The following is a 25,069-nucleotide window of genomic DNA, read 5'->3' on the forward strand; positions in this document are numbered from 1 at the left end:
CGCCCGGGGGTTGCCTTTTCATGGCCGTCCATACAGGGGAGAAACAGGGCAGGCGCGACGGGGACGCAGCGATTACAGTCCCATGCATTTTGACCACATCCGGTCACCGCGCGGGACGGGCTGGCGCACTACAGTGAAACGACATTGTCACTTTGGAGATTGCCCATGACCCTGAAAACCATGACGCTGGCTTTTGCCGTAACCGGCCTTGGCGTGTTGGCGGGATGCTCATCGCCCTCGGTGGTACAGCAGCGCGATGGCAGTCAGGTCGTGACGCCCGACGAGCCGAAGTACAACGAGGACACCGGCTTCTACGAGTACGAGAAGGACGGCCACAAGGTCCAGATGAACAAGGACGACGTCAAGACGATCGAGGAGGTCAAGTAGGCGAGGGTTCGCGGTCCAGGCTCGGCGAGGCTCTCCCCGCCGCCGCGGCGGGCTTTTCTCGCGCAAGCGGCCCTAGCTGGCGTGCGCTTCGGCGTGGTAGCGGCCCACGCGCTCCACCTCGTTCTTCGAACCCAGGATCACGGACACGCGCTGGTGCAGCTTGTCGGGCTGGATATCCAGGATGCGCCCCGTGCCGTCGATGGCCGCGCCGCCGGCCTGCTCGACGATCAGGCCCATCGGGTTGGCTTCGTACATCAGGCGCAGCTTGCCGGCCTTGCCCGGCTCGCGGGCATCCCAGGGATACATGAAAATGCCGCCGCGGGTCAGGATGCGATGCACGTCGGCCACCATGGAGGCGATCCAGCGCATGTTGTAGTCCTTGCCCAGCGGGCCCGTCTTGCCGGCCAGGCATTCATCGATGTAGCGCTTGACCGGCGGGGCCCAGTGGCGCATGTTGGACATGTTGATGGCGAATTCCTTGGTGTCCTCGGGGATGCGCATCGATTCGTGCGTCAGCACCCACGAACCCATCTCGCGATCCAGCGTGAATCCCACCACGCCATTGCCGATGGTCAGCACCAGCATGGTCTGCGGACCGTAGACGGCGTAGCCGGCCGCCACCTGCTGGCTGCCCGGCTGCAGGAAGTCCTGCTCGCAGACGTCGGCGCCGGCCACCCTGTGCGGCGCGCGCAGCACCGAGAAAATGGTGCCGATCGACACGTTGACGTCGATGTTGGACGAGCCGTCCAGCGGATCGAACAGCAGCAGGTACTCGCCCTTGGGATAACGGTTGGGGATCAGATGGATGGTTTCCATTTCCTCGGACGCCATCGCGGCCAGGTGGCCGCCCCACTCGTTGGCTTCGAGCAGGATTTCGTTGGACAGCACGTCCAGCTTCTTCTGCACTTCGCCCTGCACGTTCTCGCTTTCCAGGCTGCCGAGCACGCCGCCCAGCGCGCCTTTGCTGACAGCGTGGCTGATGGCCTTGCAGGCGCGCGCCACCACTTCGATCAGCAGGCGCACTTCCGGGCCGAGCGCCTGGGCCGAGCGCTGCTGCTCGACCAGATATTGGGTAAGGGTTTTACGTTTCAAGAGTAGCTCCTAAGCAGCCAGATCCAAGGCTTTCGATACGATTTCCTGTACGTTGCGCGACAGCCCGGCATGCGCGCGCACATGCGCCAGCGCGGCCTGCATGGCGCCGCGCAGCGGCTCGGCAAAGCGCGCCCAATTATCCAGGCCGCGCGCCAGGCGGGCGGCGATCTCCGGATTGAGCGCGTCCAGGGCGAGCACCTGCTCGGCCCAGAAGTCATAGCCGCGGCCGTCTGCGCGATGCATGCCGCGGGCGTTGTTCAGGCAGAACTGGAACACCAGCGCGCGGGCGCGGTTGGGATTGCGCAGCGTAAAGGCCGGGTGCGCCATGAGGGCGCGTACCGCGTCGATGTCGGTCGAGCGCGCGGTGGCCTGCAGCGTGAACCATTTGTCGACGACCAGCGGGTCGTCGCGCCAGCGTTCGTAGAACGCCGCCAGCGCCGCCGCGGCGCTGTCCGGAGCGCCGAAATTCACCAGCGCCGACAGGGCCGCCATGCTGTCGGTCATGTTGTCGGCCTGGTCGTACTGGGCCTGCGCCAGGGCTTGCGCGTCCGCGCTTTCGGCGGCCATCAGATGGCTCAGCGCCTGGTTCTTCAGCGCGCGCCGGCCGGCCGGGCCGGCCGCCGGGCTGTAGGCGCCCGGCGTCTGGTTGGCGTCGAACGCCGCGCGCCAGGGGGCGGCCAGTTGGCGGCCCACCTCGGCGCGCAGGAAATCGCGCGCCACGGCCAGGGCGGGCGGGTCGATCTGCTCCATGCGCTCGGCCAGGGTTTTTTCCGAGGGCAACGCCAGGGCGCGGGCCCGATAGGCCGCGTCCAGCGTCGGGTCGGTCAGCAGGGCGCGCCAGGCCGCGATGAAGGCCGGGCGCACGGCCAGCGGCTGGCCGGCCTGATGGCTGGCCGTCAGCGCGAGGATCTCGCGCGTGGCCAGTTCCTGGCCTGCTTCCCAGCGGGCGAATGGATCCGTGTCGTGCGCCGACAGCAGCGCCAGGTCGGCGTCGCTCCAGTCGTATTCGACGATGACCGGCGCCGAGAAGCCGCGCAGCAGCGACGGCACCGGCATGTCCGGCACCTGCTCGAACGTCCAGCTGGCGCGCGCCTCGGTCAGTTCGAGCAGCACGGTGTCGCGCGCCGGCTGGCCGTCCAGGTGCAGCGGCAGCGCGCGGCCCTGCGCGTCGAGCAGGCCGATCGCGAAAGGAATGTGGAATGCCTGTTTGGCGAAGTCGCCTCCGGCGCGTTTCTCCACGCCGACCGGGGCGCAGCGCTGGGTCAGCGTGACGGTGCAACGGCCGCTTTGCGCGTCGTGATCCAGCTTGACGCTGACGCGCGGCGTGCCCGCCTGGCTGTACCAGCGGCGAAACACCGACAGGTCGCGGCCCGGATTGCGCGCGGCGTAGACCGATTCCATGGCGGCGACGAAATCGTCGCAGGTCACGGCCTGTCCGTCGTGGCGCCGGAAGTACTCGTCCATGCCGGCGCGGAATCCCGGCTCGCCCAGCAGGGTGTGCTGCATGCGGATCACTTCGGCGCCTTTCTCGTACACGGTGGCGGTATAGAAGTTGCCGATCTCCTGGTAGCTGTCGGGCCGGATGGGGTGGGCCATCGGGCCGGCATCCTCGGGGAACTGGGCCGCGCGCAGCGTGACGACATCGTCGATGCGCTTGACCGCGCGCGCGCTCGCGGCGGCTTGCTCGTCCAGGCCGCGCGCCATCATGTCGGCGCTGAATTCCTGGTCGCGGAATACCGTCAGGCCTTCCTTGAGGCTCAATTGAAACCAGTCGCGGCAGGTGACGCGGTTGCCGGTCCAGTTGTGGAAGTATTCGTGGCCGATGACGGATTCGATGCCTTCGTAGTTGGCGTCGGTGGCGGTGGCCGGGTCGGCCAGCACATAGGCCGCGTTGAAGATGTTCAAGCCCTTGTTTTCCATCGCGCCCATGTTGAAGTCGCGTACCGCGACCACCATGAAGCGGTCCAGGTCCAGCTCCAGGCCGAAGCGCGACTCGTCCCAGCGCAGCGCGTGGCGCAAGGATTCCAGCGCCCATTCGGTGCGGTTCTCCGAACCGGGATCGCTGTAGACCTGCAGCAGCACATCGCGGCCCGATTGGGTGCGCACGCGCTCTTCGCGATGCGTCAGGCGGCCAGCCACCAGCGCGAACAGATAGCTGGGCTTGGGAAACGGATCTTCCCATTCCGCCTGCAGGCGGCCATCGGGCAGGGTGGCGGTGGCCAGCAGATTGCCATTGGACAACAGCACCGGATAATCGGGCGCCGCGCGCAGCGTCACGCGATAACGCGACATGACGTCGGGCCGGTCGGCGAACCAGGCAATGCGGCGAAAGCCCTCGGCCTCGCACTGGGTGAAGAAATTGCCGCCGGAGACATACAGCCCCATCAGGGTGGAATTGGCGGCGGGCCTGCAACGGCTGACGATTTCGACCGCCGCGCTGGGCGGCAGGCCGCGCAAGGTCAGGGTGGCGTCGTCCAGGACATAGCCGTCACGCGCCCAGTCGCGGCCGTCGACACGAATGGAAACCAGCTCGAGCGCTTCGCCGTCCAGCACCAGCGGCGCGTCGTCCCGGGCATCGGCCTTGCGCGCCACCTGCATGAGGCAGCGCACGGTGGTCGAGGCGGGATCCAGGTCGAATTCCAGCGCCACGTCGGCGATGGTATACGGATAGGGCTGATAATCCTTGCGGTATACGGTGACGGGCGTGTCTGTGCGCATGGCCTACGAAACAGATGATGGACAATGCGGGTATTGTAGATGCAGCGCCGCATGCCCCCGCATTGCTCAGGTACCCAAATGAAACCTTCGCCGGGCGCAGCGGTCGAAGGAATATCCGGTTTGCGTCCGGCCTGGAGGGCCGCAGTCATGTTCAGTATTCATGCGTATTCGCGCCTGGCGCGGCTGGCCGGGCTGGCGGCCCTGCTGGCGGGCGCGGCGCTGGTGGCCGGGTGCGCCGCGCCCAGCGTGTCGGCGCGCGTCACCTCATTCCAGCAATGGCCGGACGGCGTTGCCGGACAGACCTACCAGTTCGCGCCTGAAACCGGGCAACTCAACAATCTCGAATATCAGTCCTATCAGGACATGGTGCGCGCCGGTATCGGTGCCACCGGCCTGGTCGAGGCGCGCGAGGGCCGGAAAGCGCGGTTTACGGTGTCCTTCCGGTATGGCTCCGCGCAGACCCAGGTTATGGTGCGGCGCGCCTATGATCCCTATTTCTACGGCGGTTATGGCGGTTATTACGGGTCGCGCTGGTGGGGCGGTGGCGTCGGGTATTGGGGGCCGGAATGGGTCGACGTGCCCACCGTTGCGTATCGCAATAGCCTGAGCCTGGAAATCCGCGATACCGCGCGCGGCGGCGCCGAAGTCTATCGTTCGACCGCGTACATTACCAGCGGGCGCGACGACCTGCTGGGCGCCATGCCGTATCTGGTGCAGGCAATATTCGACAATTTCCCGGGCAATAATGGCTCGGAACGCGAGATCGAGTATCCGCTGGCTCGCTAGCGAATGCGCGGTCGCGGCGCACCGCAGTGGCGATGGCGGCGGCGCAATAAAAACGGCGCGCCTTGAGGCGCGCCGGCATTCCGGGACGAACGGGCGGTTCAGTCGCGGATGAGGAAACTGTCACGCTTGGCGCCGGCGGCTTCTTCGGCAGCCAGCCAGCGCGGCGCCTTGCCGCGGCCGCTCCAGGTTTCGCCCGTTTGCGGGTGGCGGTACTTGGGCGCTACCGCGCGCTTGGCGACCGGCGCGCCAGCCTTGCGGCGTACCGGAGTGCTGGGCGCGCGCACCGATTTGGCCGAACCGAAGGCGGCGGCGATTTCCTCGGGGGTGATATTGTATTCACGCATCGACTTGACGATCGACGCGATCACGGGCTTGCGGCGCCGTGTATGCAGGGCTTCCGCCTTGCGCTTGAGTTTGGTGATTTCTTTCTCTATCTTGGCCTGCAGTACAGCATAGTTTTCACGGGGCATGGTTATTCCTAACTATTTCAAATGACTCGGTCGCCGGCTGAAGGGTATATATGATTGTTGTTTTCCAATAATACAGAAATTGCCCGGCACGGTGTGCTTCCAACTCAGGAATTTTTTGTTTCATATGACAGGCGACCCTCGAACCGACACAACCCCGTCCTGCCGCGTGGCGGCCATACAGATGGTCTCCGGCCCTGACGTTGATGAAAACCTGGCGCAAGCTGCTGAATTGATTGGGAAAGCCGCGCAAGACGGTGCGCGGCTGGTTGCGTTGCCCGAATATTTCTGTTTTATGGGGCATACCGATACCGACAAACTTGCCATCAAGGAAGAGAGTGGTTATGGCAAAATTCAGAGCTTTCTTTCAAATATTTCATCCCAATATGGAATATGGGTGGCGGGCGGTACCTTGCCATTAACCAGCCCGGACCCGCAGCGCGTATTCAATACAACTTTTGTATACGGACCCGGCGGCCAGCCGGCGGCGCGCTACGACAAAATCCATTTATTCAATTTCCAGCGCGGCGCCGAATCGTATGACGAGGCAATTGCCATCCGGCCCGGCAAAGAGGTGCAGGTATTCGATGGCCCGTGCGGGCGGGTCGGATTGTCGGTGTGCTACGACCTGCGCTTTCCCGAGCTGTACCGTGCCATGGGTACGGTCGACCTGATCCTGGTGCCGGCCGCCTTCACCTACACCACGGGCCAGGCTCACTGGGAGCTCCTGCTGCGTGCCCGCGCCATCGAAAACCAGTGTTATGTGCTGGCGCCGGCGCAAGGCGGGCGGCATCCGACCGGACGGCGCACCTGGGGCCATTCCATGCTGGTCGACCCCTGGGGGCAGGTGCTGGACGTTTTACCCGAGGGGCCGGGCGTCATCGGCGGTACCATAGAGGCTGCGCGCCTGGCTGAGGTACGCGCCAGCCTGCCTGCCCTGCGTCATCGCGTTCTATAGACGGAATTCCATGAAATTGATAGATCCCGCCATTTCCGCCCTGGCCACCGCCAAGACTCTGCTGCTCGACCCCTGGGGGTTGACCGAAGCGGATCTGGCGCGCGCCCTGGGCGAGATATTCACGCACAAGGTCGATTACGCCGATCTGTATTTCCAGTACACCCGCAGCGAAGGCTGGAGTCTGGAAGAGGGCATCGTCAAGACAGGCAGCTTCTCCATCGGCCAGGGCGTGGGCGTGCGCGCCGTCAGCGGCGAGAAAACCGCGTTTGCCTATTCCGATAGCCTGTCGGCCGACGCGCTGCTGTCGTCGGCGCGCACGGTGCGCGGCATTGCCCGCCAGGGTGCGGGCAAGGTCAAGGTGGCGGCGCAGGTGCCGCCGGTCGACGGCCGCAGCCTTTATGCCGACATCGATCCGCTGGTCACCTTGACGGCGGCCGACAAGGTCGCCCTGCTCGAACGCATCGAGCGCATGGCGCGCGCGCGCGACCCGCACGTCATCCAGGTGATGGCGGGGCTGGGCGCCGAATACGACGTCGTGCTGGTGGCCGGCAGCGACGGCCGCCTGGCCGCCGACGTGCGGCCGCTGGTGCGCCTGTCGCTGACCGTGATCGCCGAGCGCAACGGCCGTCGCGAAATGGGGCATGCGGGCGGCGGCGGCCGCACGGGGCTGGCCTATTTCACCGACGACATCCTGCGCGACTACGTCGAGCGCGCGGTGCACGAGGCCTTGGTCAACCTGGAGGCGCGTGCGGCGCCGGCCGGGGAGATGACCGTGGTGCTCGGCTCGGGCTGGCCCGGCATCCTGTTGCACGAGGCGGTCGGCCATGGCCTGGAAGGCGATTTCAACCGCAAGGGCTCCAGCGTGTTTTCCGACCGCATCGGCGAGCGCGTGGCCTCGTCCGGCGTGACCGTGATCGACGACGGCACCTTGCCCGACCGGCGCGGGTCGCTGAACATCGACGACGAAGGCAACGCCACCCAGCGCAACGTACTGATCGAAGATGGCATCCTGCGCGGGTACATGCAGGACACGCTCAATGCCCGGCTGATGAAGACCGCCGCAACGGGCAACGGCCGGCGCGAATCGTTCGCGCACCTGCCGATGCCGCGCATGACCAATACCTACATGCTGGGCGGCGCCACGCCGCCCGAGGAAATCATCGCTTCGGTCAAGCGCGGCCTGTATGCCGTGAACTTCGGCGGCGGCCAGGTCGACATCACCAACGGCAAGTTCGTGTTCTCGGCCTCCGAGGCCTACATGATCGAAAACGGCAAGGTCACCTACCCGGTCAAGGGCGCCACCCTGATCGGCAATGGGCCGGACGCCATGAATCGGGTCAGCCTGATCGGCAACGACATGCGCCTGGATTCGGGTGTCGGCACTTGTGGCAAGGACGGCCAGAGCGTGCCGGTAGGGGTCGGCATGCCGACTCTGCGCATGGAAGGCCTGACCGTGGGCGGTACCGCCTGAAGGATGCCAGGGACGTATCGCCGTCCCTGGCCTGGAAAAATCGCGTAGTGCCGCGCGGTTTTTTTTGTGCTAGAGTCTACCGCTATGAAATTTGCGTCCCCCGCTTTTTACTTTTATTTTTGGTTTCTGAAGCCGCTGGCGGAGGAAGGGACGCGTGTTAACTGAAGTTTGGTAAAGAATCCCCGAAAAAGCCGCCAGCATAGCTGGCGGCTTTTTTCTTGCCGTCAGGCTGGCGGGCAACCCCAGGAGCCGTGCCGTGTCGCACAATACCGATGACTTTCGTATCCGTGAAATCAAAGAGCTGAATCCTCCTGCGCATGTCATGCGCGAGTTTCCGTGCTCGAAGGATGTTTCTGAAATCGTCTACGCCGCCCGCCAGGGCATGCATCGCATCCTGCATGGCATGGATGACCGCCTGATCGTCGTGATCGGCCCTTGCTCGATCCACGATACCAAGGCGGCGCTCGAATACGCGGATCGCCTCAAGCCGGTGCGCGACCGCCTGGCCGCCGATCTCGAGGTGGTGATGCGCGTCTACTTCGAAAAGCCGCGCACCACCGTGGGCTGGAAGGGCCTGATCAACGACCCCGACCTGGATGGCAGCTTCGATATCAACAAGGGCGTGCGCGTGGCGCGCGAACTGCTGCTGGACATCAACAGCCGCGGCCTGCCGGCGGGTTGCGAGTTCCTCGACATGATTACCCCGCAGTACATCGCCGACCTGGTGTCGTGGGGGGCGATCGGGGCGCGGACGACCGAAAGCCAGGTTCACCGCGAGCTGGCTTCCGGCCTGTCGTGTCCTGTCGGTTTCAAGAACGGCACCGACGGCAATGTGAAGATCGCCGTCGACGCCATCAAGGCCGCCTCGCAACCGCACCATTTCCTCTCGGTGACCAAGGGCGGGCATTCGGCCATCGTCTCGACCGCGGGCAACGAGGACTGCCACGTCATTCTGCGCGGCGGCAAGGCGCCCAACTACGATGCCGCCAGCATCGAAGCGGCCTGCCAGGACATGGCCAAGGCCGGCCTGGCCCAGCGCATCATGATCGACGCCAGCCACGCCAACAGCAGCAAGAAACCCGAGAATCAGCCGCTGGTGGTCGATGATGTGGCCAACCAGATCGAGCAGGGCGATGCCCGCATCGTGGGCCTGATGATAGAAAGCCATCTGCTGGGCGGCCGCCAGGACCTGGTGCCCGGCCAGGCCTTGACGTACGGGCAGAGCATCACCGACGGTTGCATCGACTGGGATGCTTCGGTGCAGGTGCTGGAGCGCCTGGCCCATGCGGTGCGCGAACGCCGGCGCGCGTCGCTGAGCGCCGGCAAGTAGGCCCGCGGCGCCACGATCTCGTCATGGCGACGGGTGCGAGGTAGCGCTCGCGCCCATCTCGGCCGCGGCGTTGCGGCAGCGGCCCACCCGGCACGCGCCGAAATGCACGACGTCGTAGTGCGCGCCGCTTTCTTTCGCCGCTTTCAGCACATCCGACAGATGGCGCTTGTGCGTCGGCTCGGTGATGATGGCCAGGTCCACATCCGCGCTGCTGCCGTCGGCGTTGTGCCGGCGCAGGAAGTCCAGGGCGAACTGCTCGTGGTAGTACAAGGCGTAATCCTTCATCGTGGCTGCCCCGATGAGGGATTCGCGCCTGCCGACGGCGCTGGCGAGCATGGCATCGGTCAAGGCCTGCGGGCTTGTATTGCGCATGCGCGCCAGTGCTTCGAGATCCGTCGGCGATATGGCCAGGGCCGGTTGCAGTCCTGTGTAGGCGTCGTTCGCGCGCGCGGTGACTTCCTGGCATACCGCGAATCCCTTGGTCGGCATGCCGTCTTCGGTGTAGTAGTCGATGCGCGTGTTCGCCGGCAGCTCGGTATAGCCGTCGCCCCGGACGCGCCTGAGATACCGCGACGTCGTCTTGTCCTTCCAGCCGCCATGCGCCAATACCACCAATTGGCGCGCCTGGCCGCTTTGCGACAACGCGACGCCGTGCGCCACCGACTGCACGATCCGGTTCGGCGCCGCCGTCGATGCACCCGCCTGCGCCCGCGGCTCGTTCAATCCGCCTTGCTCCACGATGCGCTTGCGGCCGGCCGCATCCACGTCGACCCTGCCGGCGTAGCCCGTGACCGCCGGCGTCAGGCCGTGTTCCGTGGCCAGGGCAGTGGAGAACAGCTTGCGCAGGCTGGGACGCGCGACGCAATCGGTCTGGCAGCCGACCAGCGTTACTTTTTCCAGCTGCGAGGGCGGTCCGGCATGCTGGATCGTGCTGGCCATCTGCGCCAGTTCGGCGGGCGTATTGCCGCCCAGTAACGGCATGCTGTAGCGCGGGCCGCCGTGGCCCACGAACTGGATCTTCAGCGGGCCGGCCGCCGGCGTGTCGTCTCCCTGTTTCAACATCAGGGTGCCTTCCAGGGTCTGGCCGTACCAGAGCGAGGTCGCCGCGTGTTTGCGAAACAGCCTGCGCGCGGCGGATTCGGTGACCGTGTCGGAGCCCAGTTGCACGATGACGCGATGGGCGTAGCGGTCGGGCCCGTATGGCGCCTGCGCCTGCGCTTGCGGCGAAGGCGGGCGTGCCGCGCCGGCGCCGGAATGCCACTGCTGCATGACCAGCTTGTCCGGCGCCGGCACCGGCGTGGCGACCTGCTGCGTCGGCGTATCGGTAGCCGGGATTTCCGCGCGGCAGCATGCATAGTGGATGAGGTCGTATCGGACGCCGGACTGGGCCACGGCCTGCAATATTTCAGACAGCCTGATTTCGGAGCCTGGCGCAGCCTGTGCGAGATCCATGTCCGGCTGCTGGCGGGCGGCATGGAAATCCTCGATGACGCCGAGTCCGGTCTCGGGCGCGGGGCTGACCACGTAGTCCTTGATCAGCGCGCCGGGTTCGCCGATATCCTGAGGGCGGGTCGCGCCCACGAGGGTGTGGCGGGCGACGTCGAAGGGCAGCTGATGCCGGTGCGCGAACCCGCGGATCACGGCACGCGAGAACAGCTCCGCGGCGCCCTGGCCCTGTGCGGCCAGCATGGGCGCGCGCAGCGCGGCCTGGCTGGGCAGGCCGCCGACCAGCTGGTTTTCCCTCGAGTAGAAATACATGGACGTGTTCGCGGGCAGGCGTACCCAGCCGGGCGGGGACGCGCCGTCAGGCTGATCCGCGGGCCCGGGGCGGGGCCAGAACCCGTGTCCGACGATCGTCAATTGCCGCGCTTCGCCGCTTTGCGACAGGGTGACGTTGCCGTGCCGGAATACACGCGGCGCGGGCGCGGCTTCGGGCGGCGGCGTATTGCCCAGGCCGCCCTGTTCCACGATCTGCTTGTGGCCGGCAGCGTCCACGTCGACCCGGCCGGCGTAGCCCTTGACCTCCGCGCTCAGCCCGGCCGTGGTGATCAGGTAATGGTTCAGCAGGTTGCGCAGGCTGGCGCGCGACGCGCAGCCGGTGTTGCAGCCGACCAGGGTGATTTTCTCCACCCGGGCCGTGGCGGGTAGCCCCTGCCGGATGGCCGGCAGCATCCGCGCCAGTTGCGCGGCATTGTTGCCGCCCAGCAGCGGCATGCCTTCCAGTATGCTGCCGTGGCCGACGAACTGGATTTTCTGCGGGCCGATGGCGGGCGCGGCGGGGGCCCGCACTTGTGTCAGCTGGCCGCTCGCGTCCTGGCTGTACCAGCTGGCATTGCCGGCATGCTTGCGGAACAGGCGGCGCGCGGCCGTTTCGGTCAGTGCGTCGCTGCCCAGCTGGACGATGGTCCGGTGGCCATAGCGGTCCGGCCCATGCACGGGCGGCTCCGCGCCGAGGGGCGTGGGCGGACGCGGCTGCGCCACGCCGGAGCGCTCGCGCCATTGCTGCAGATAGCGCGCCGAAACCGGCGCCAAGGGAGGCGCGACGGCATCGGGCGGCGCGCCGGGCGGGGCGGTCTCGCCGCGGCAGCAGGTGAAATGCAGCAGCGGATAATGATGGCCGGACGCCTCGACGGCGGCCAGTACGTCGGACAAACTGGCGCGCTCGCGCGCGACGGCCATGTCCACATCGCCCTGGCGCCGTTGCGCGTGGAATTGCTCGACGCCGGTGACCAGCGGGTCGATCGCGGGGGCGAGCCTGTAGTTCTTGACCAGCGCGCCGGCGGCGGCCACTTCCTGCACGCGCGTGCTTTCGACCAGCGCCGCGCGGGCCACGTCGAACGGCGCCTGCCGCGCATGGGCGAATTGGCGGATGACCGAGGCGGGGAATTCCCTGACGAACGGCCGGCCTAGCCAGGCCAGTTCGGGATTGCGTGGAATCGCCTGTACCGGCACGCCCGATGTCTGCTGGTTGTCCACGCTGTAGAAGTGCATGCGGGTGCCGGACGGCAGCCGCAGCCAGCCCGCCGGGATCTCGCCGGCGCCGGACGTTCCGGCCGGCGGACGGGTCCAGCCGGAGTGGCCCTGGATGAGCAGTTGGCGGGCGTTTTCGCTTTGCGACAGTGTGATGGGGCCATGCGTGAACAGCCGCGCCGCCACGGGCGCGGACGGGGCGGAGGAGGGCGTGGCCGCGCCAGGGCCGGGCGCCGCGGGCTGCGCGGGCGGACGCGGCGAGGCAGGCTCGTCGGCGGGCGGCCGATCGCCAAGGCCGCCCGTGGCGACGCGGCGCTTGCGCCCCGCGCTGTCGACATCGATGCGTCCGATGTAGCCCGTGACGGTCAGGGCGGGCGCGTCGGGGCGGGCGGCTAGCGACTGCCGGAAGGGTTCGCGCAGGCTGGGGCGGCCTGTGCAGTCGGTGTCGCAGCCCACCAGCGCGATTTTGTCCAACCGGGCGCCGGCCGGGCTGTGCTGTTCCACCTGGTTCAGCAGGTCCGCCAGCGTTGCCGCGGCGTTGCCGCCCAATAGCGGCACGCCATGGTAGACGTCGCCGTGGCCGACGAACTGGACCTTGTGCGGGCCGGCGGCCGGGCCGGCAGCCTGGCGTACGGGCTCGAGCCCGCCATCCCTGGTCTGGAGATACCAGTTGCTGTTGGCGGGGTGCTTTCCATGCAGCGCCGCGGCCGCTCGTGCCGTCGCCGCGTCCGTGCCGAGCTGCACGATGCTGCGCAGCGCGTAGGGGTCGGCGCCGGGCAGTGTCCCGCGCGACGAGGGCGGCAGGGGCAGGGCGTGCACGGGCGCCGAGCTGGCCAGCCAGGATCGGATCAGCAATTCGTGCGGCGGCAGTTGCGGACTCGGGGTATCCGATCCGGGCCGCTGGAACTCTTCCCGGCAGCAGGTGTAATGGATCAGGGGGTACGAATATCCGGAGGCCGCGACGGCAAGCAGCAGGTCCGACAACAATGCGCCCTTGCCGGGCGCCGCTGACGCGAGATCCACGTCGGCCTGGCTGCGCGACTGGTGGAACGCCAGGGCGGCATCGCGCTGCGGATCGATCGGCGTGAGCAGGTAGTTCTTGACCGCGGTGCCCGGCGCGGCGATTTCCCGTACCTGGGTCGAGGTTTCGAACCCCTGGCGCGCGACGTCGAACGGCACCTTGGCCGCGTTGGCCACGCGCCGTATGCGCTCGGCGGAAATCCGCTCGCTGAACGGCTGCGCGCGCCAGGCCCGCTCCGGATTGTCGGGGATATTGCGCAATGGAATCGCGCTGACCATCTGTCCGTCGTCCGAGTAGAAATGCATGCGTGTGCCGGCGGGCAGGCGCACCGTGCCGCTGTAGCTGGGCGCGACGGCGCGGTCGGGCCGCACCCAGCTGCCGTGGCCATCGATGACCAATTGCCGGGCCTGCCCGCTTTGCGCGATGTTGACGGGGCCGTGGGAAAACACCCGTGGCACGGGCTGCGTGCCTTGCGCGCGCGCCTCGGGATCCACGTCGCCCAGGCCGCCCTGCGCCACGGCGTGCTTGCGGCCCGCGGCGTCAACCTCGAGGCGGCCGATGTAGCCGCTTACGGCAGGCGCCGGTTGCGCCCCGTCGGCCGCCAGGCGTTGCGCGACATCGCCGCGCAGGCTGGCGCCGCTGGCGCAGTCCGTGTCGCAGCCCACCAGCGCCACCTTTGCCAGCGCCGCAGCGGGCGGCAGGCGCTCCCGCAGTTGCTGGACGATGCCGGCGACGGCATGGCCGTCGTGCCCGCTCAAGGCTTGCCGGTCCGCCGAGCCGTGGCCGACGAGCTGGATCTTGGTAGGGCCGGCCGCGGCCGCGCGCAACGGATGCACGGGGTGCAGGCTGCCGTCGTCCGCCTGCCGGTACCAGTCGGATTGCTCCGCATGCTTGTGAAACAGCGCCTGCGCGGCCTGGGTGGCGACGTCGTCCTGCGCCAGCTGGACGATGACCCGGTTGGCGTAGGGGTCCGGCTTGGGGGCGTCGCGGCCTGGCGAAGCGGGGGCCGGTTGCGCGGCGATGCCGGGCGCCGCCGCCGGGTTGGCCGTCGGGCTTGTCGACGATGGGCCTGCCAGGACGCTTGTCAATGGGCGCGCGAGCGGCAGCGCGGGCGCTTTTGCAGCGCCCGGGTGGGCAGGTCGCGCGCCAGGGGAGCCGCTGTCGGCCTTGTCGCGGCGCGATGGCTGGTCGAACGAGAACTCGGTGCGCGCAGATGCCCAGCGCTCGGCGCGCTGCACGACGACGGCCTGGCCGGAGTCGGTATTCAACCGGCCCGACACGCCGCCCCGCGCGGTATAGCGTGGCGCGCCCGGCGCGGCGCCCATGGCGATGGTGGCCTGCCGCAGGGCCCGGTATTGTTCGACGGCCGGGCGGCCCAGCGTCAATGAGAGGGTGGGGTTGAGCGTGGTCGACGATATGCCGACGCTCGCGCCGGTCTCGAATCCATCCTTGTCGCGATAGTCATGCAGGGCCTCGGCGTGAATCCGGCCGGCGATGTCCATGCCGCCCTGGTTGGACGCATCGGCGATGATAGCGCCGCGCAGCCGGGCGTCTCGCCCCACCGTCGCGCGCAGGCCCTGGGAGGCCAGCAGGCCCGCCTGGCCGTTTTGCGTCAAGGCCTGGTAGTCGTGCTCGTGCCGCACGCCCGCCCCGATCGTACCGACCGGCGCCACGAGCGTCCGGTTCTGGATCGCCGCGCCCAGCGAGACCTCCCAGTTGCCGCCGGTCTGCGCGAATCGCTGCTCGTCCTGCCGCGAGATGGCATTCAGGTCGCGCGCCACATGCAGGTCCATGCGGGTCGCCTGGGCCATCGACGCGTCGAGATTGAGGTCGCGCGCCTGTAGGTGCAGCTGCATGGCGCGCAGCGCCGAGCCTTCGTAAGTCTGTCCGGCACCGTGGCGGACCATGTGCGAGCCGCTCAGGCCCGCGGTTACGCCGACGCCTGCCGCGGCCTGCATGGCGTTCGCGCCGGCGTTGATGGTCTGGTGCAGTTGGAGGTCGTGCTGTTCGCTCGATTCCTGGTAGCGGCTGGCGGCAGCGCGGGCGTTGATGTCGCGCCGGGCCGACAGCGCCAGCCAGTCGGCGCCGCTGAACTTCGTTCCGGCCAGGTCGATGTCCTGTTCGGTGGCCCGGATGTCGAGGTTGCCGCCGAAGTAGTTCGTGTTCTCGGTCTGCGTATTCCTGTGCGAGTCGGCGTAACCCGCCGCGAAGGTTGCGCTGATGCTGAGCGCCGCGGTGTCGGCGGTCGCGAGCTGTGTCGCTTCGCCCGCCATTTGCAGGGCCATCTGGCCGGCGTGCACCTGGCTGTTTTCCTGCCGGGCCTCGGCCAGCGTATCGCCCAGGCGGGTGGCGGCGGTCGCCACGCTCGAGGTCAGCGCGCCATCGATGCTGGCGCGCAGGTAACTGCTGGCCGTGAGACTGTCGGTGACGTCGAGATACTTGGTGGCGGCCACGCGCGCGGCGCGGATGCGCAGCAAATCGCCGGGGATGGCATCCGACGCCGTGCTCGCGCCCTGGCCGTAGCGGTCGCGGTTGATGTCGGCGCCGCCCAGATCGGCCGTGTTGCCCACCGCCAGCAAGCCCGCGCCGAAATTGAGATCGGCATTGCGATAGTGGGTCATGCGCGACCTTTCGTATTCGCGCGTCGATTCGAACCCGGCCGAGGTATGGGCGCCGGCGGTCTGGCCCCGCCCGGCGTGCGCTTGCAGGCCGCCTTGCGCGCTCAGGTCGATGTCGGCCTCGTAGCCGCCGGCGCCGGCGGACAATCTGAGGAACAGTTGATCGACCCGCTTTGCGCGCTCGGCGTACGCGTAATCGGCGGCGGCGCGAGCCTTGAAATCGTGCGCGACCTGCAGGTCGGTCTGCTGGAAGCGGGCGCTGCCGCCCTCGATATCCATGTCCGTGGCGCGCCCGCTCAATATCGCGCCCTCCAGCGTCGTGCCCTGGAAGCGCGCGTGGCTGGCCGTGGCGGTTTCCGTCTGCGAGGACAGAAGCCACCAAGCCTTGCCCAGGCCGTACCTGCTGGTTTGCGAGTAGCTGCTGTCGACGTCATACAGGCCGCCCAGCCGGACCTTGTCCGCCTCCAGGCGGACATGGTCGCCCGACAGCGTCGCGCCGGCGCTGTCCAGCCGTTTGGCGGCAATGTACAACAGGCCCGCGGCATCGGCGCGGCCGTTCAGGCGCGCGTCGTGGCGCGATACCAGCCGGCCGTGCGCATCGTAGCGCGCGCTGGCGGCCAGGCTGACCCGCTCGCCCGTGAGGTAGGCCTGCGCGGCGTCCAGCAGGCCGCCCTGTATCGCGATGTCGCCGCCACGTATGGCCAGCGTGCCCAGCGCGCGCGCGCCGCCGGCGATACCTTTGTCGTTGATCAGGCGGACAGCGCCGCCCGCAGCATCCAGGATGACGTCCTTGCCGAGGAATGCCGCATTGCCGGATTCGATCGTCGCGCCGCCGGTGTCGGCGAGCACCGTGCCCGCCGACGCCATGAGCGCGCCGCCGGCCTCGCGCGTGGCGCTCGCGGCCGTCCGCGTCGCGCGAGTCAGGTATACCCGCGGCACAAGCACCTCCTGGCCGTCGACCGTTTCCCGTACGTACCACACGAAGTCGCGGGTGGCGCGCGCCAACTGTTCGGCGGTCGGCGCCTGGCCCACGCGCAGCCCCAGCTCGGCGGCCGCCAGCGGCGCCGCATCCATCAGCGACTGCACCAGCGCCAGGCCGCGCACGGCGTTGCGGTATTCGTGGCCGCCCATGGCGCGCGCGATCTGTTCGCGGATCAGCCGGGTCTCGAAATAATTGTCGCCGATGGTCCGCAGTGGCCGGTCCGGCCGGTAGCGGATCAGGTCGAAGAAATACTGGGAGCCGTAATAGTGGCTTTGGTCGAGATAGCTCAGGCGCGTTTCGTACAGGGGTTGGGGCAGGCCGGGCGGCGTGGCCGGCACGTCGGGCCCGCCTGGCCCGGCGGCGGCGCGCGCCGGCGCGGTGCGCGCGAACAGGCGCCGGTTTTCCAGCAGGGCGTGGATGCTGTCCTTGACTGTCACCGCAGGCCCGGCGTCGGGATGGCGGATCGCGTCGATGGAGCCGCGCGGCGTCTCGATCCGTTGTTCGCCGATGTGCACCGTCATGTTCCGGGCCAGCAGGCCGGCGACGTTCTCGCCATTGGTGACGCGCCCGCCCGACAGTACCAGGCCGGCCCCGCCGGCCAGCACGGTCTGTTGCGCCGGATAGAAGGCCAGTTCGCCGCCGGCTGCGCGTCCCTGGGTGGCGACGCGGCGCTTGAAGTCGGCGTAGCGCGCCATCAGGGTGGCGTGCCCGACCGGGCCGCGCCAGTCCGGCCCGAGCACCGCCGCCATGGCCTGGGCGAACAGCGCCACGGCAGGCCGCCTGGGCGGCAGGGAGGCCTGGTCGAGCAGTTGCGCGATACGCGCGGTGCCGGCGGCGCAGGCCTGCGCCCGGGGGGAGCAAAGGGCGGCGGCGATCAGTTTCTCGACCTCGGCGGCGGGCTTGGCGCGTGCGTCGAAAATCGTCTGCGCCAGTGCGGCGACCGCCGCATCCACCTCGGGGGTGCGGGTCTCCAGCTGCGCCAGCTTCTCGCCGTAGCGGGCTCGCAGCGCCCCGTTCACGCGCTGCCGCGCGGTTCGTATCGCCTCGGCTCGCTGCGCGGCCTCGAGCGCCGTGGCGTATTCGGCCAGGTCCTTGTGGTATTGCGCGACGAGCGCCTGGGCGGCCGGGGTGGTGCTCGCCTTGGCCTGCGGGTCGAGTACGGGCGGGCGGGGCACCGGCGGCGCCGTCGGGTCGGGCGCGCCGGCATAGCCCAGGTCGAGATTGCGCAACGTCTGGAATGCCCATTCCGGCCAGGTGCGGTAGTAGCCCCAGATGTATCTGGGCTCGTTGTTCGACAGCAGGAAGTCCAGGAATTCGTACAGCGTATGGAATTTCCAGAACGCCGGGATGACGTGCTGCGCACGGCTGTCGGTAGCCCGCAGCACGATGGGGGCGGCCAGCGGCCGGCGCAGGTACTCGTCCACGGACAGGCTCAGGTGCAGCGATGCGTTGTCGACGTTGCCGTCGACCAGCGCCATGCCGGCTGCCTCGATGCGCCCCTGGTTGGAGACCCGGGCCTGTCTGCCTTTCTGCTCGCCCTGGTTGAGGTGGAGATTGCCGCCGGCCTGCACCACGGATTGAGCGACCCGCACGTCCTTGCCGTCGTAGCGTGGCACGCGTATGCCCGCCGCGCCGGCGGTGAACAGTTCGTGCCAGACGACGGCCGCCGAATGGTAGTGGTCGTAAGTGCCCCCGCCTATTGCCGCGTCGCCTGCCGGGACGATACGGCCGCCAAGGCATCCCGAGTTGCGCAGCAGCGGGGCATCGGCCCACAGGTCGCCGCCGGCGCGGATGATGCCCAGGCCGTTGTCGATCTCGGCGCGGGCGTCAAGCACCATGCCGGCGGCGCTTTCGATGATGGCCGCCTCGCGGTTGATGATCCGGGTGCCCCGCAGCCGCAGGTCCGCGCCGGACCACAGCAGCGCGCCGGCGCCGTTCTCGATGTCGTTCGCGGCGGATTCCAGCCACAGGCCCTGGCCGGCGGCCAGCGTATCCTGGTTGCGGATCGCGCCGCGCGCCTGGACGGACAGCCGGCCCGGTGTCTCGCTGCGCGCGCGGTTGTCCAGGCTGGCGACCTGCAGCAGCGTCGTTCCCTGCGACACGGGCAGGCGGTGATCGGCATCGAGCGTCAGCTCGACGTCCGGCAGGCGAAGCGCCAGGTCGCCGCCGACGCTGATGCTGCCGGTGTTCGCAAAGCTGCTCAGCGCGAACGAGGCGTCGCCGTTCGCGCCCATCGTTCCGGAATTGGCGAAGGGCCCGGCCGCCGCGATGGACAGCGAACCGCTGGCCGCCATGCCGCCGGTATTCTCGAGCCGGCCGGCGGCCTGCAGCGCCAGCAGCGCGCCGGTGCGCAACACGCCGGCATTGCGGATTTGTGGCCCTTGCGCCTGCAGCATATCCGCCTGGATCTGGCCGCGGTTGACGAAGGCGCGCGTGGTTCGCAGCTTCGCGTCGGCCGCGTCGAGCAAACCGTCGTTCTCGAGCGCGCCGGCGGTGGCCGTAAGGGTGCGTCCCGCCTGCGCCATGCCGGATTGCTCCAGCTGGTCGGCGGCCAGGGCAAGGTCGCGGCCGGCCAGCGTGCGGGCGCCGGCCGTCAGCCGCATGGCGTCGTCGGCATGCATGTCGATGTCCTGATTGGCCCGCAGCACGCCGGCGCTGTCGATGCGCGCCGCCTTCAGAACCAGGTCCGTCACGCTGCCGATCGCGCCGCGGTGGTCGAATCCTTGGCCGGCGCGCATGTCGACCGATCGCGCCACGACGTCGCCGGCCGCGTCGTTGACGATGTCGCGGGCGCGCCAGCTCAAGTCCTGCCGGGCGGTGACGATGCCTTCATTGACAAGCGCGGCGCCGGCCCGGGCCAGCAGCGCGCCGGCGCTGGAGGTGCGGCCCGCCAGGGTCAGGTTTTTGTCGGCGGCCAGCGTCAGGCCGGCGCCGTCGGTCGCGGTGGCGAGACGGCCGCGCGAGGCGATGCGCCGCGCCTGCACGCGCAGGGCATGGGCACTTTGCAGCATGCCGCTGTTTTCCAGGTCGCCCGCCAGCGTCAGCGTGCCGGCCGCGGTGCTCGACAGCGTGCCGGCATTGGCGAGGCGGGCGGCGGCGATGTCCTGGCCGTGGGCGAGCATGAAGCCGGCCGGCTGGTTGACGATCGACAGCTCGGCGCCGCCGCGCAGGCGCAGCGCGCCACGCGCGGCCAGCAGCGAGCCGGCGTTGTCCACCCGGTGTTGGACCGAGAGGTCGAGCGCGGGCGTTCCGGTGTCCGGACCGCTGGCCGTCATCGCTGCGTGGTTGGACAGATCATGCGTGGCCACGCGCAGCGCGGCTGCGCTCAGCAGCATCCGGTTTTCCAGCGTGCCGTCGACCGTCGCCTCCAGTGTGCCGTGCGTGGCGATGTAGCCCAGGTTGACCGCTGGGCCACCGATACGCAGGCCGATATGGCCTTGCCCCGTGCCGGTGCTGTCTATGGCGCCGCCCTCGTTGCGCAGCCCGGCGGCCCGGATCGATATGGGTTGGCCGGCCGCGTACAGCCCGGCGTCCGAGGCCAGCAAGGCGTTCGGGACGGCGCGCTGCGGCTGCCGCGTGTCGACGATGACGGGCATGCCATCGGCCAGCGCGACGCTCGTGCCCTCGATGCGCCGGCCGTCGCCGTCGGCGCCGTGGAGCGTACCGCGCAGGGTCAGGGTGCCGCTCAGGGCGATATCGATGGCGGGCGTGGAGGGTCGCGCCTGCGCCGCGGGCGGCGTGGCGATGACGCGGGCATGCGCCAGCGTGGCGTTGCGCGCCGCCAGGCTGACGCCATCGCGCGTGGCGTGCAGGTCGGCGGCGATCGATGCATCGCCCCGTGTCGCCAGCGCAACGCGGGCGGCCTGCACCGGGCCGTGCACGGCCAGCGCGTCGCCGGCCTGCAGCCGCACGCGGCCACGCGGCGCGTTCAGCGCGCCGTGCGTCGCGATCCGGCCCGCGGCGGCGCGCACCTCGATATCGCCGCCGAACGCGATTACGCTGCCGATCAGCGCGTCGCCGCCGGCACGAATCGTGGCGGAACCGGCCGTGCCGTCCGAGGCGGCGTGCGCCGCCAGCGCCTGCACCGAAACGCCGCCCGCCGCGTCGATGGCGATATGGCCGGCCGCCGAAACCAGGCCGCGGTGGCGCACGCCCAGGCCGGCGTCGCTGGAAACCAGCGTGATGTGTCGTCCGTACATGGCGCCCGCGGCCGATCCGTCGATGGCGTGGCCGGCGCTGGCGTCCGGCGCCGCGGCGGGCCGCCCGGTCGGCTGCAGACGGGTCCGGCGTCCGTAGTCGTAGCGGTTGGCGCCGGCCACGACATTGATGTCGGCGGGCGGCTGGCCGTCGCCGGCGCCGACCGGCCCGTGCAGCGCCACGGTGCGGGCGACCAGGTCGAAATAGGACAGGCCGGTGGTATTGACGCCGTGCGGGCCGATTTCCAGCCTGCCGCGCGCGACGTCCAGCACGCCGCCGGCGCCCGGGCGTCCGGTCGACAGGGTCAGGCCCCGGATATTGATGGTGCTCAGACCATTGGCGGTCAGGCCATTGGGGTTGGCGACGAGCACGTCGGCGGCCGGGCCGAATACCTCCAGGGCGCCCTCGAGCGTGGTGGGCGAGACGCCGGTCACCTCGTTGAGGATGGCGCGCGCGGGCCCGCGCAGGCCGGGATTGCCGCTGATCCGGCCGGCGAGGGCGGAGACGCCTTCGGCCGTGCTGTTGTTCAAGACCACGCCCGGCTGCCGTACGTTGAATTCGGTGTAGCGATTATGCGAAATGCCCGTCGCATCCGGAGCGGCGATCCGGATCACCGGTACGCCATTGCGGGCCGGGGCAACCTGCGTTGCGCCTTGCGGGGCGATGCCGCCCGCCGCCGCCGCCGCGCCGGCCGGCGCGAGCACGGCCAGCGTCACGGCCATTGCCCGCCGCGCGCCGCGCAGCGGGCGGCCGGTACGGTGTTCGTGGACGGGGACCAGCATGCCGAGGGCTGGGGAATGGACCAGTTTGAAGCAATGCTTGTTCATACAGCCGGAAGGCGAATACAGAAGCTCCACATACGATAGTGGTCCGGGGCGGCTGGCGAACATAGGAATCCATGCTGGCGGTGCATAGGATCCTGCCCTGACGGCCGGGGCATGTCCGCAGCGAGTGTCGTGGGCTCAGTAGGAAGGTGGGCGTAAAATGGCGGCACTTGCTTCCTCAATTGTGTAGATGCCATGAACGCTCCCCAGCCTGCCGAAGCGTTGCGCCGTCCGGTGCCGCCCGCCTGTCTCGACGCCTTGAAGGCGCGCTTCGGCGATCGCCTGTCGATGGCGCACGCGGTGCGCGAGCACCACGGCCGCGACGAATCGCCGTACCCTCCGATGCTGCCGGATGCGGTCGTGTTCGCGCATTCCACCGAGGACGTGGCCGAGGTGGCCCGCTTGTGCAACGAGCACCGCGTCCCCTTGATTCCCTATGGCGCCGGCTCGTCGCTGGAAGGGCACCTGCTGGCCATCCAGGGCGGCATCAGCCTGGACCTGTCGCAGATGAACCAGGTGCTGGCCGTCAACGCGGAAGACCTGACGGTCACGGTGCAGGCCGGCGTCACGCGCAAGCAGCTCAACGAGGAGATCCGCGATACGGGGTTGTTCTTTCCGATCGATCCCGGCGCCGATGCCAGCCTGGGCGGCATGGCCGCCACGCGCGCCTCGGGCACCAACGCGGTGCGCTATGGCACCATGCGCGAGAACGTCATGGCGTTGACCGTGGTGACCGCTGACGGGCGCGTGCTGCGCACGGCGGGCCGCGCCCGCAAATCGTCCGCCGGTTACGACCTGACGCGCATTTTCGTGGGCAGCGAGGGCACGCTGGGCATCATTACCGAGGTGACGGTCCGCCTGTATCCGCAGCCCGAGGCCGTGTCGGCGGCCATCTGCAATTTCCCGAACCTGGATGCGGCGGTGCAAAGCGTCATCGAGATCATCCAGATGGGGGTGCCGGTGGCCCGCGTGGAGTTCATGGACGAGGCGTCCGTGCGCGCCGTCAACATGCACAGCAAGCTGACGCTGCGCGAGACGCCGCTGCTGCTGTTCGAATTCCACGGCAGCCCGGCCGGCGTCCAGGAGCAGGCCGAGACCGTGCAGGCGATCACCGCCGAGCACGGCGGCATGGACTTCGAGTGGGCCGAGCGCCCGGAAGACCGCAGCCGGCTGTGGACCGCGCGGCACAATGCCTATTTCGCCGGCCTGCAATTGCGGCCGGGCTGCCGCGCCAGCACCACCGACGTGTGCGTGCCGATTTCGCGCCTGGCCGATTGCGTGCGCGAGACCGTCGACGAACTCGAGCGCGCCAGTTTCCCGTACACCATCGTGGGCCATGTGGGTGATGGCAACTTCCACGTCCTGATGCTGCTCGACGCCGACAGCCCGCAGGAGTGGCAGAAGTCTGAAACCATTAATCACAATTTGGTCCGTCGCGCGATTGCCGCCGACGGCACCTGCACCGGCGAGCATGGGGTCGGCCTGCACAAGATGCAGTTCATGGCCGAGGAGCACGGCGAGGAGGCGCTGGCGCTCATGCGCAGCCTCAAGCATGCCTTCGATCCGAACAACATCCTCAACCCGGGCAAGATCATCGCCTGGTAGCGCCGGCGCCGCGGCGCGCGGTGCCCGGCAAGCCCACGCGAAGGTCGCGTGGGCTTTTTCATGCCCGCCGGGCGAGGTTGTGCGGGTAAATCCGGTAGTGTGCACCGAGGGGGGCTCGCGCTATTGTTCCGGTCATGAACACCTTGGTGGATGCCGGTTTTTCGCCCAGGCGGGAAGGCTTTGCGCCCCAGCCGCTGATCGAGGCCTTGCTGTCGATACTGCCCGCGCATTGCGTGCTGCATCGCGAAGAGGACACACGCCCGTACGAGTGCGACGGCCTGTCGCTGTACCGGGCGCTGCCGGCGGTGGTGGCCCTGCCGGAAGACGAGGCGCAGGTGCGCGCCATCATGCAGCTGTGCAAACGCATGAACGTGCCGATCGTGGCGCGCGGCGCGGGGACCGGTCTGTCGGGCGGGGCCATGCCGCACGCGCAGGGCGTGCTGCTGGGGCTGTCCAAGCTCAACCGTATCAAGCGCATAGACCCCGCCGGCGGCACGGCCGTGGTCGAGCCGGGCGTGCGCAACCTGGCCATTTCCGAAGCCGCCGCGCCTTACGGGCTTTACTACGCCCCGGACCCATCCAGCCAGATCGCCTGTTCGATCGGCGGCAACGTGGCCGAGAACTCCGGCGGCGTACATTGCCTCAAGTACGGGCTGACGGTACACAACGTGCTGCGCGTGCGTGTGGTGACCATCGACGGGGAGATCGTCGAGCTCGGCTCGGAAGCGCCCGATGCGCCCGGCCTGGACCTGCTGTCGGTGTTCGTCGGCTCCGAAGGCATGCTGGGCGTGGTGACCGAAATCACGGTCAAGCTGATTCCCTCGCCGGCCTGCGCGCAAGTGGTCATGGCCAGCTTCGCCAGCGTCGAAGCGGTGGGCAACGCGGTCACGCAGATCATTGCCGCAGGCCTGATCCCGGCCGGGCTGGAGATGATGGACCGCCAGGCGGTCCACATGGTCGAGCCCTTCGTGCAGGCGGGCTACGACCTCCAGGCGCAGGCCATCCTGCTGTGCGAGGCCGACGGCACGCCGCAGGAGGTGGCCCACGAGGTCGCCATGATGGAGGCGGTATTCAAGCGGGCCGGCGCGACGCGCCTGCAGGTATCGGGCTCGGAAGCCGAGCGCCTGCGCTTCTGGGCCGGCCGCAAGAATGCCTTTCCCGCCGCCGGCCGCGTGTCGCCCGACTACTATTGCATGGACGGCACGATTCCCCGGCGCCACCTGGCGCGCGTGCTTGGCGCCATCGAGCAGATGGAAGACGATTTCGGCCTGCGCTGCGCCAACGTGTTCCATGCCGGCGATGGCAATCTGCATCCCCTGATACTGTTTGATTCGAACAAGCCCGATGAGGTCGAGTGCGCCGAGAAGTTCGGCGCCGCCATTCTCGAGCTGTGCGTGCAGGTTGGAGGCACCGTGACCGGAGAGCACGGTGTGGGTATGGAGAAAATAAATCAAATGTGCGTGCAATTCTCGCGTGACGAACTCGATGCCTTCCTGGCGGTCAAGCGGGCGTTCGACCCGCCCGGCCTGCTCAACCCTGAAAAGGTCATACCCACGCTGGCACGCTGCGCCGAATACGGCAAGATGCACGTGCATGCCGGCGAAATGAGATTTCCCGATCTGGCGCGCTTCTAGGGCGTGCGG

11 protein-coding genes are annotated in these 25,069 nt (G+C 68.7%); 7 read left to right on the forward strand and 4 right to left on the reverse strand.

What is annotated here, in order from left to right; genetic code table 11:
- Positions 1–165 precede the first annotated feature (165 nt).
- Positions 166–387: a YgdI/YgdR family lipoprotein gene (locus LK409_RS10490; RefSeq protein ID WP_003813070.1), complete on the forward strand. Its 222-nt coding sequence runs from the start codon at positions 166–168 to the stop codon at positions 385–387.
- A gap of 72 nt (positions 388–459) precedes the next feature.
- Here the strand turns inward: LK409_RS10490 and LK409_RS10495 are convergent, their stop codons facing one another.
- Together LK409_RS10495 and pepN are read right to left on the reverse strand one after the other, a co-directional pair.
- On the reverse strand, positions 460–1,479 hold the full coding sequence (locus tag LK409_RS10495) for a class 1 fructose-bisphosphatase (protein WP_003813068.1): 1,020 nt from the start codon (positions 1,477–1,479) through the stop codon (positions 460–462).
- A 9-nt stretch (positions 1,480–1,488) separates the two neighbouring features.
- Positions 1,489–4,197 carry an aminopeptidase N gene (pepN, locus tag LK409_RS10500; RefSeq protein ID WP_010928564.1) on the reverse strand — a complete coding sequence of 903 codons (2,709 nt, stop codon included), beginning with the start codon at positions 4,195–4,197 and terminating at the stop codon, positions 1,489–1,491.
- Between the two features lie 147 nt (positions 4,198–4,344).
- Here pepN and LK409_RS10505 point away from each other — a divergent pair, with 147 nt between their 5' ends.
- Positions 4,345–4,983 carry a DUF4136 domain-containing protein gene (locus LK409_RS10505; RefSeq protein ID WP_041937215.1) on the forward strand — a complete coding sequence of 213 codons (639 nt, stop codon included), beginning with the start codon at positions 4,345–4,347 and terminating at the stop codon, positions 4,981–4,983.
- Positions 4,984–5,081: 98 nt separating this feature from the next.
- Here the strand turns inward: LK409_RS10505 and LK409_RS10510 are convergent, their stop codons facing one another.
- A complete protein-coding gene (locus LK409_RS10510; protein WP_010928566.1) occupies positions 5,082–5,453 on the reverse strand; it encodes an H-NS histone family protein in 372 nt (123 codons plus the stop codon).
- A gap of 124 nt (positions 5,454–5,577) precedes the next feature.
- Here LK409_RS10510 and LK409_RS10515 point away from each other — a divergent pair, with 124 nt between their 5' ends.
- The 3 genes from LK409_RS10515 to aroG all read left to right on the forward strand — a co-directional run bounded on the left by LK409_RS10515 (position 5,578) and on the right by aroG (position 9,209).
- On the forward strand, positions 5,578–6,408 hold the full coding sequence (locus tag LK409_RS10515) for a carbon-nitrogen hydrolase family protein (protein ID WP_003813061.1): 831 nt from the start codon (positions 5,578–5,580) through the stop codon (positions 6,406–6,408).
- A 10-nt stretch (positions 6,409–6,418) separates the two neighbouring features.
- Complete coding sequence (gene tldD / locus LK409_RS10520; protein WP_010928567.1) at positions 6,419–7,879, forward strand: metalloprotease TldD; 1,461 nt, start codon at positions 6,419–6,421, stop codon at positions 7,877–7,879.
- Positions 7,880–8,135: 256 nt separating this feature from the next.
- The gene (gene aroG / locus LK409_RS10525) at positions 8,136–9,209 is read left to right on the forward strand and encodes a 3-deoxy-7-phosphoheptulonate synthase AroG (protein ID WP_010928568.1); all 1,074 of its coding nucleotides are present in this window, start codon (positions 8,136–8,138) and stop codon (positions 9,207–9,209) included.
- Between the two features lie 21 nt (positions 9,210–9,230).
- Here aroG and LK409_RS10530 read toward each other — a convergent pair whose 3' ends face one another.
- Positions 9,231–21,887, reverse strand: coding sequence for a C80 family cysteine peptidase (locus LK409_RS10530; RefSeq protein ID WP_010928569.1), 12,657 nt, complete (start codon positions 21,885–21,887; stop codon positions 9,231–9,233).
- Positions 21,888–22,016: 129 nt separating this feature from the next.
- On the opposite strand from LK409_RS10530, the gene LK409_RS10535 reads away from it, so the two are divergent.
- Positions 22,017–23,426: an FAD-binding oxidoreductase gene (locus tag LK409_RS10535; RefSeq protein ID WP_010928570.1), complete on the forward strand. Its 1,410-nt coding sequence runs from the start codon at positions 22,017–22,019 to the stop codon at positions 23,424–23,426.
- A gap of 134 nt (positions 23,427–23,560) precedes the next feature.
- A complete protein-coding gene (locus tag LK409_RS10540) occupies positions 23,561–25,060 on the forward strand; it encodes an FAD-linked oxidase C-terminal domain-containing protein (protein WP_010928571.1) in 1,500 nt (499 codons plus the stop codon).
- The last annotated feature ends 9 nt before the right edge of the window (positions 25,061–25,069 follow it).

The organism is Bordetella parapertussis, from assembly GCF_020735925.1.
Lineage (GTDB): Bacteria > Pseudomonadota > Gammaproteobacteria > Burkholderiales > Burkholderiaceae_B > Bordetella > Bordetella pertussis.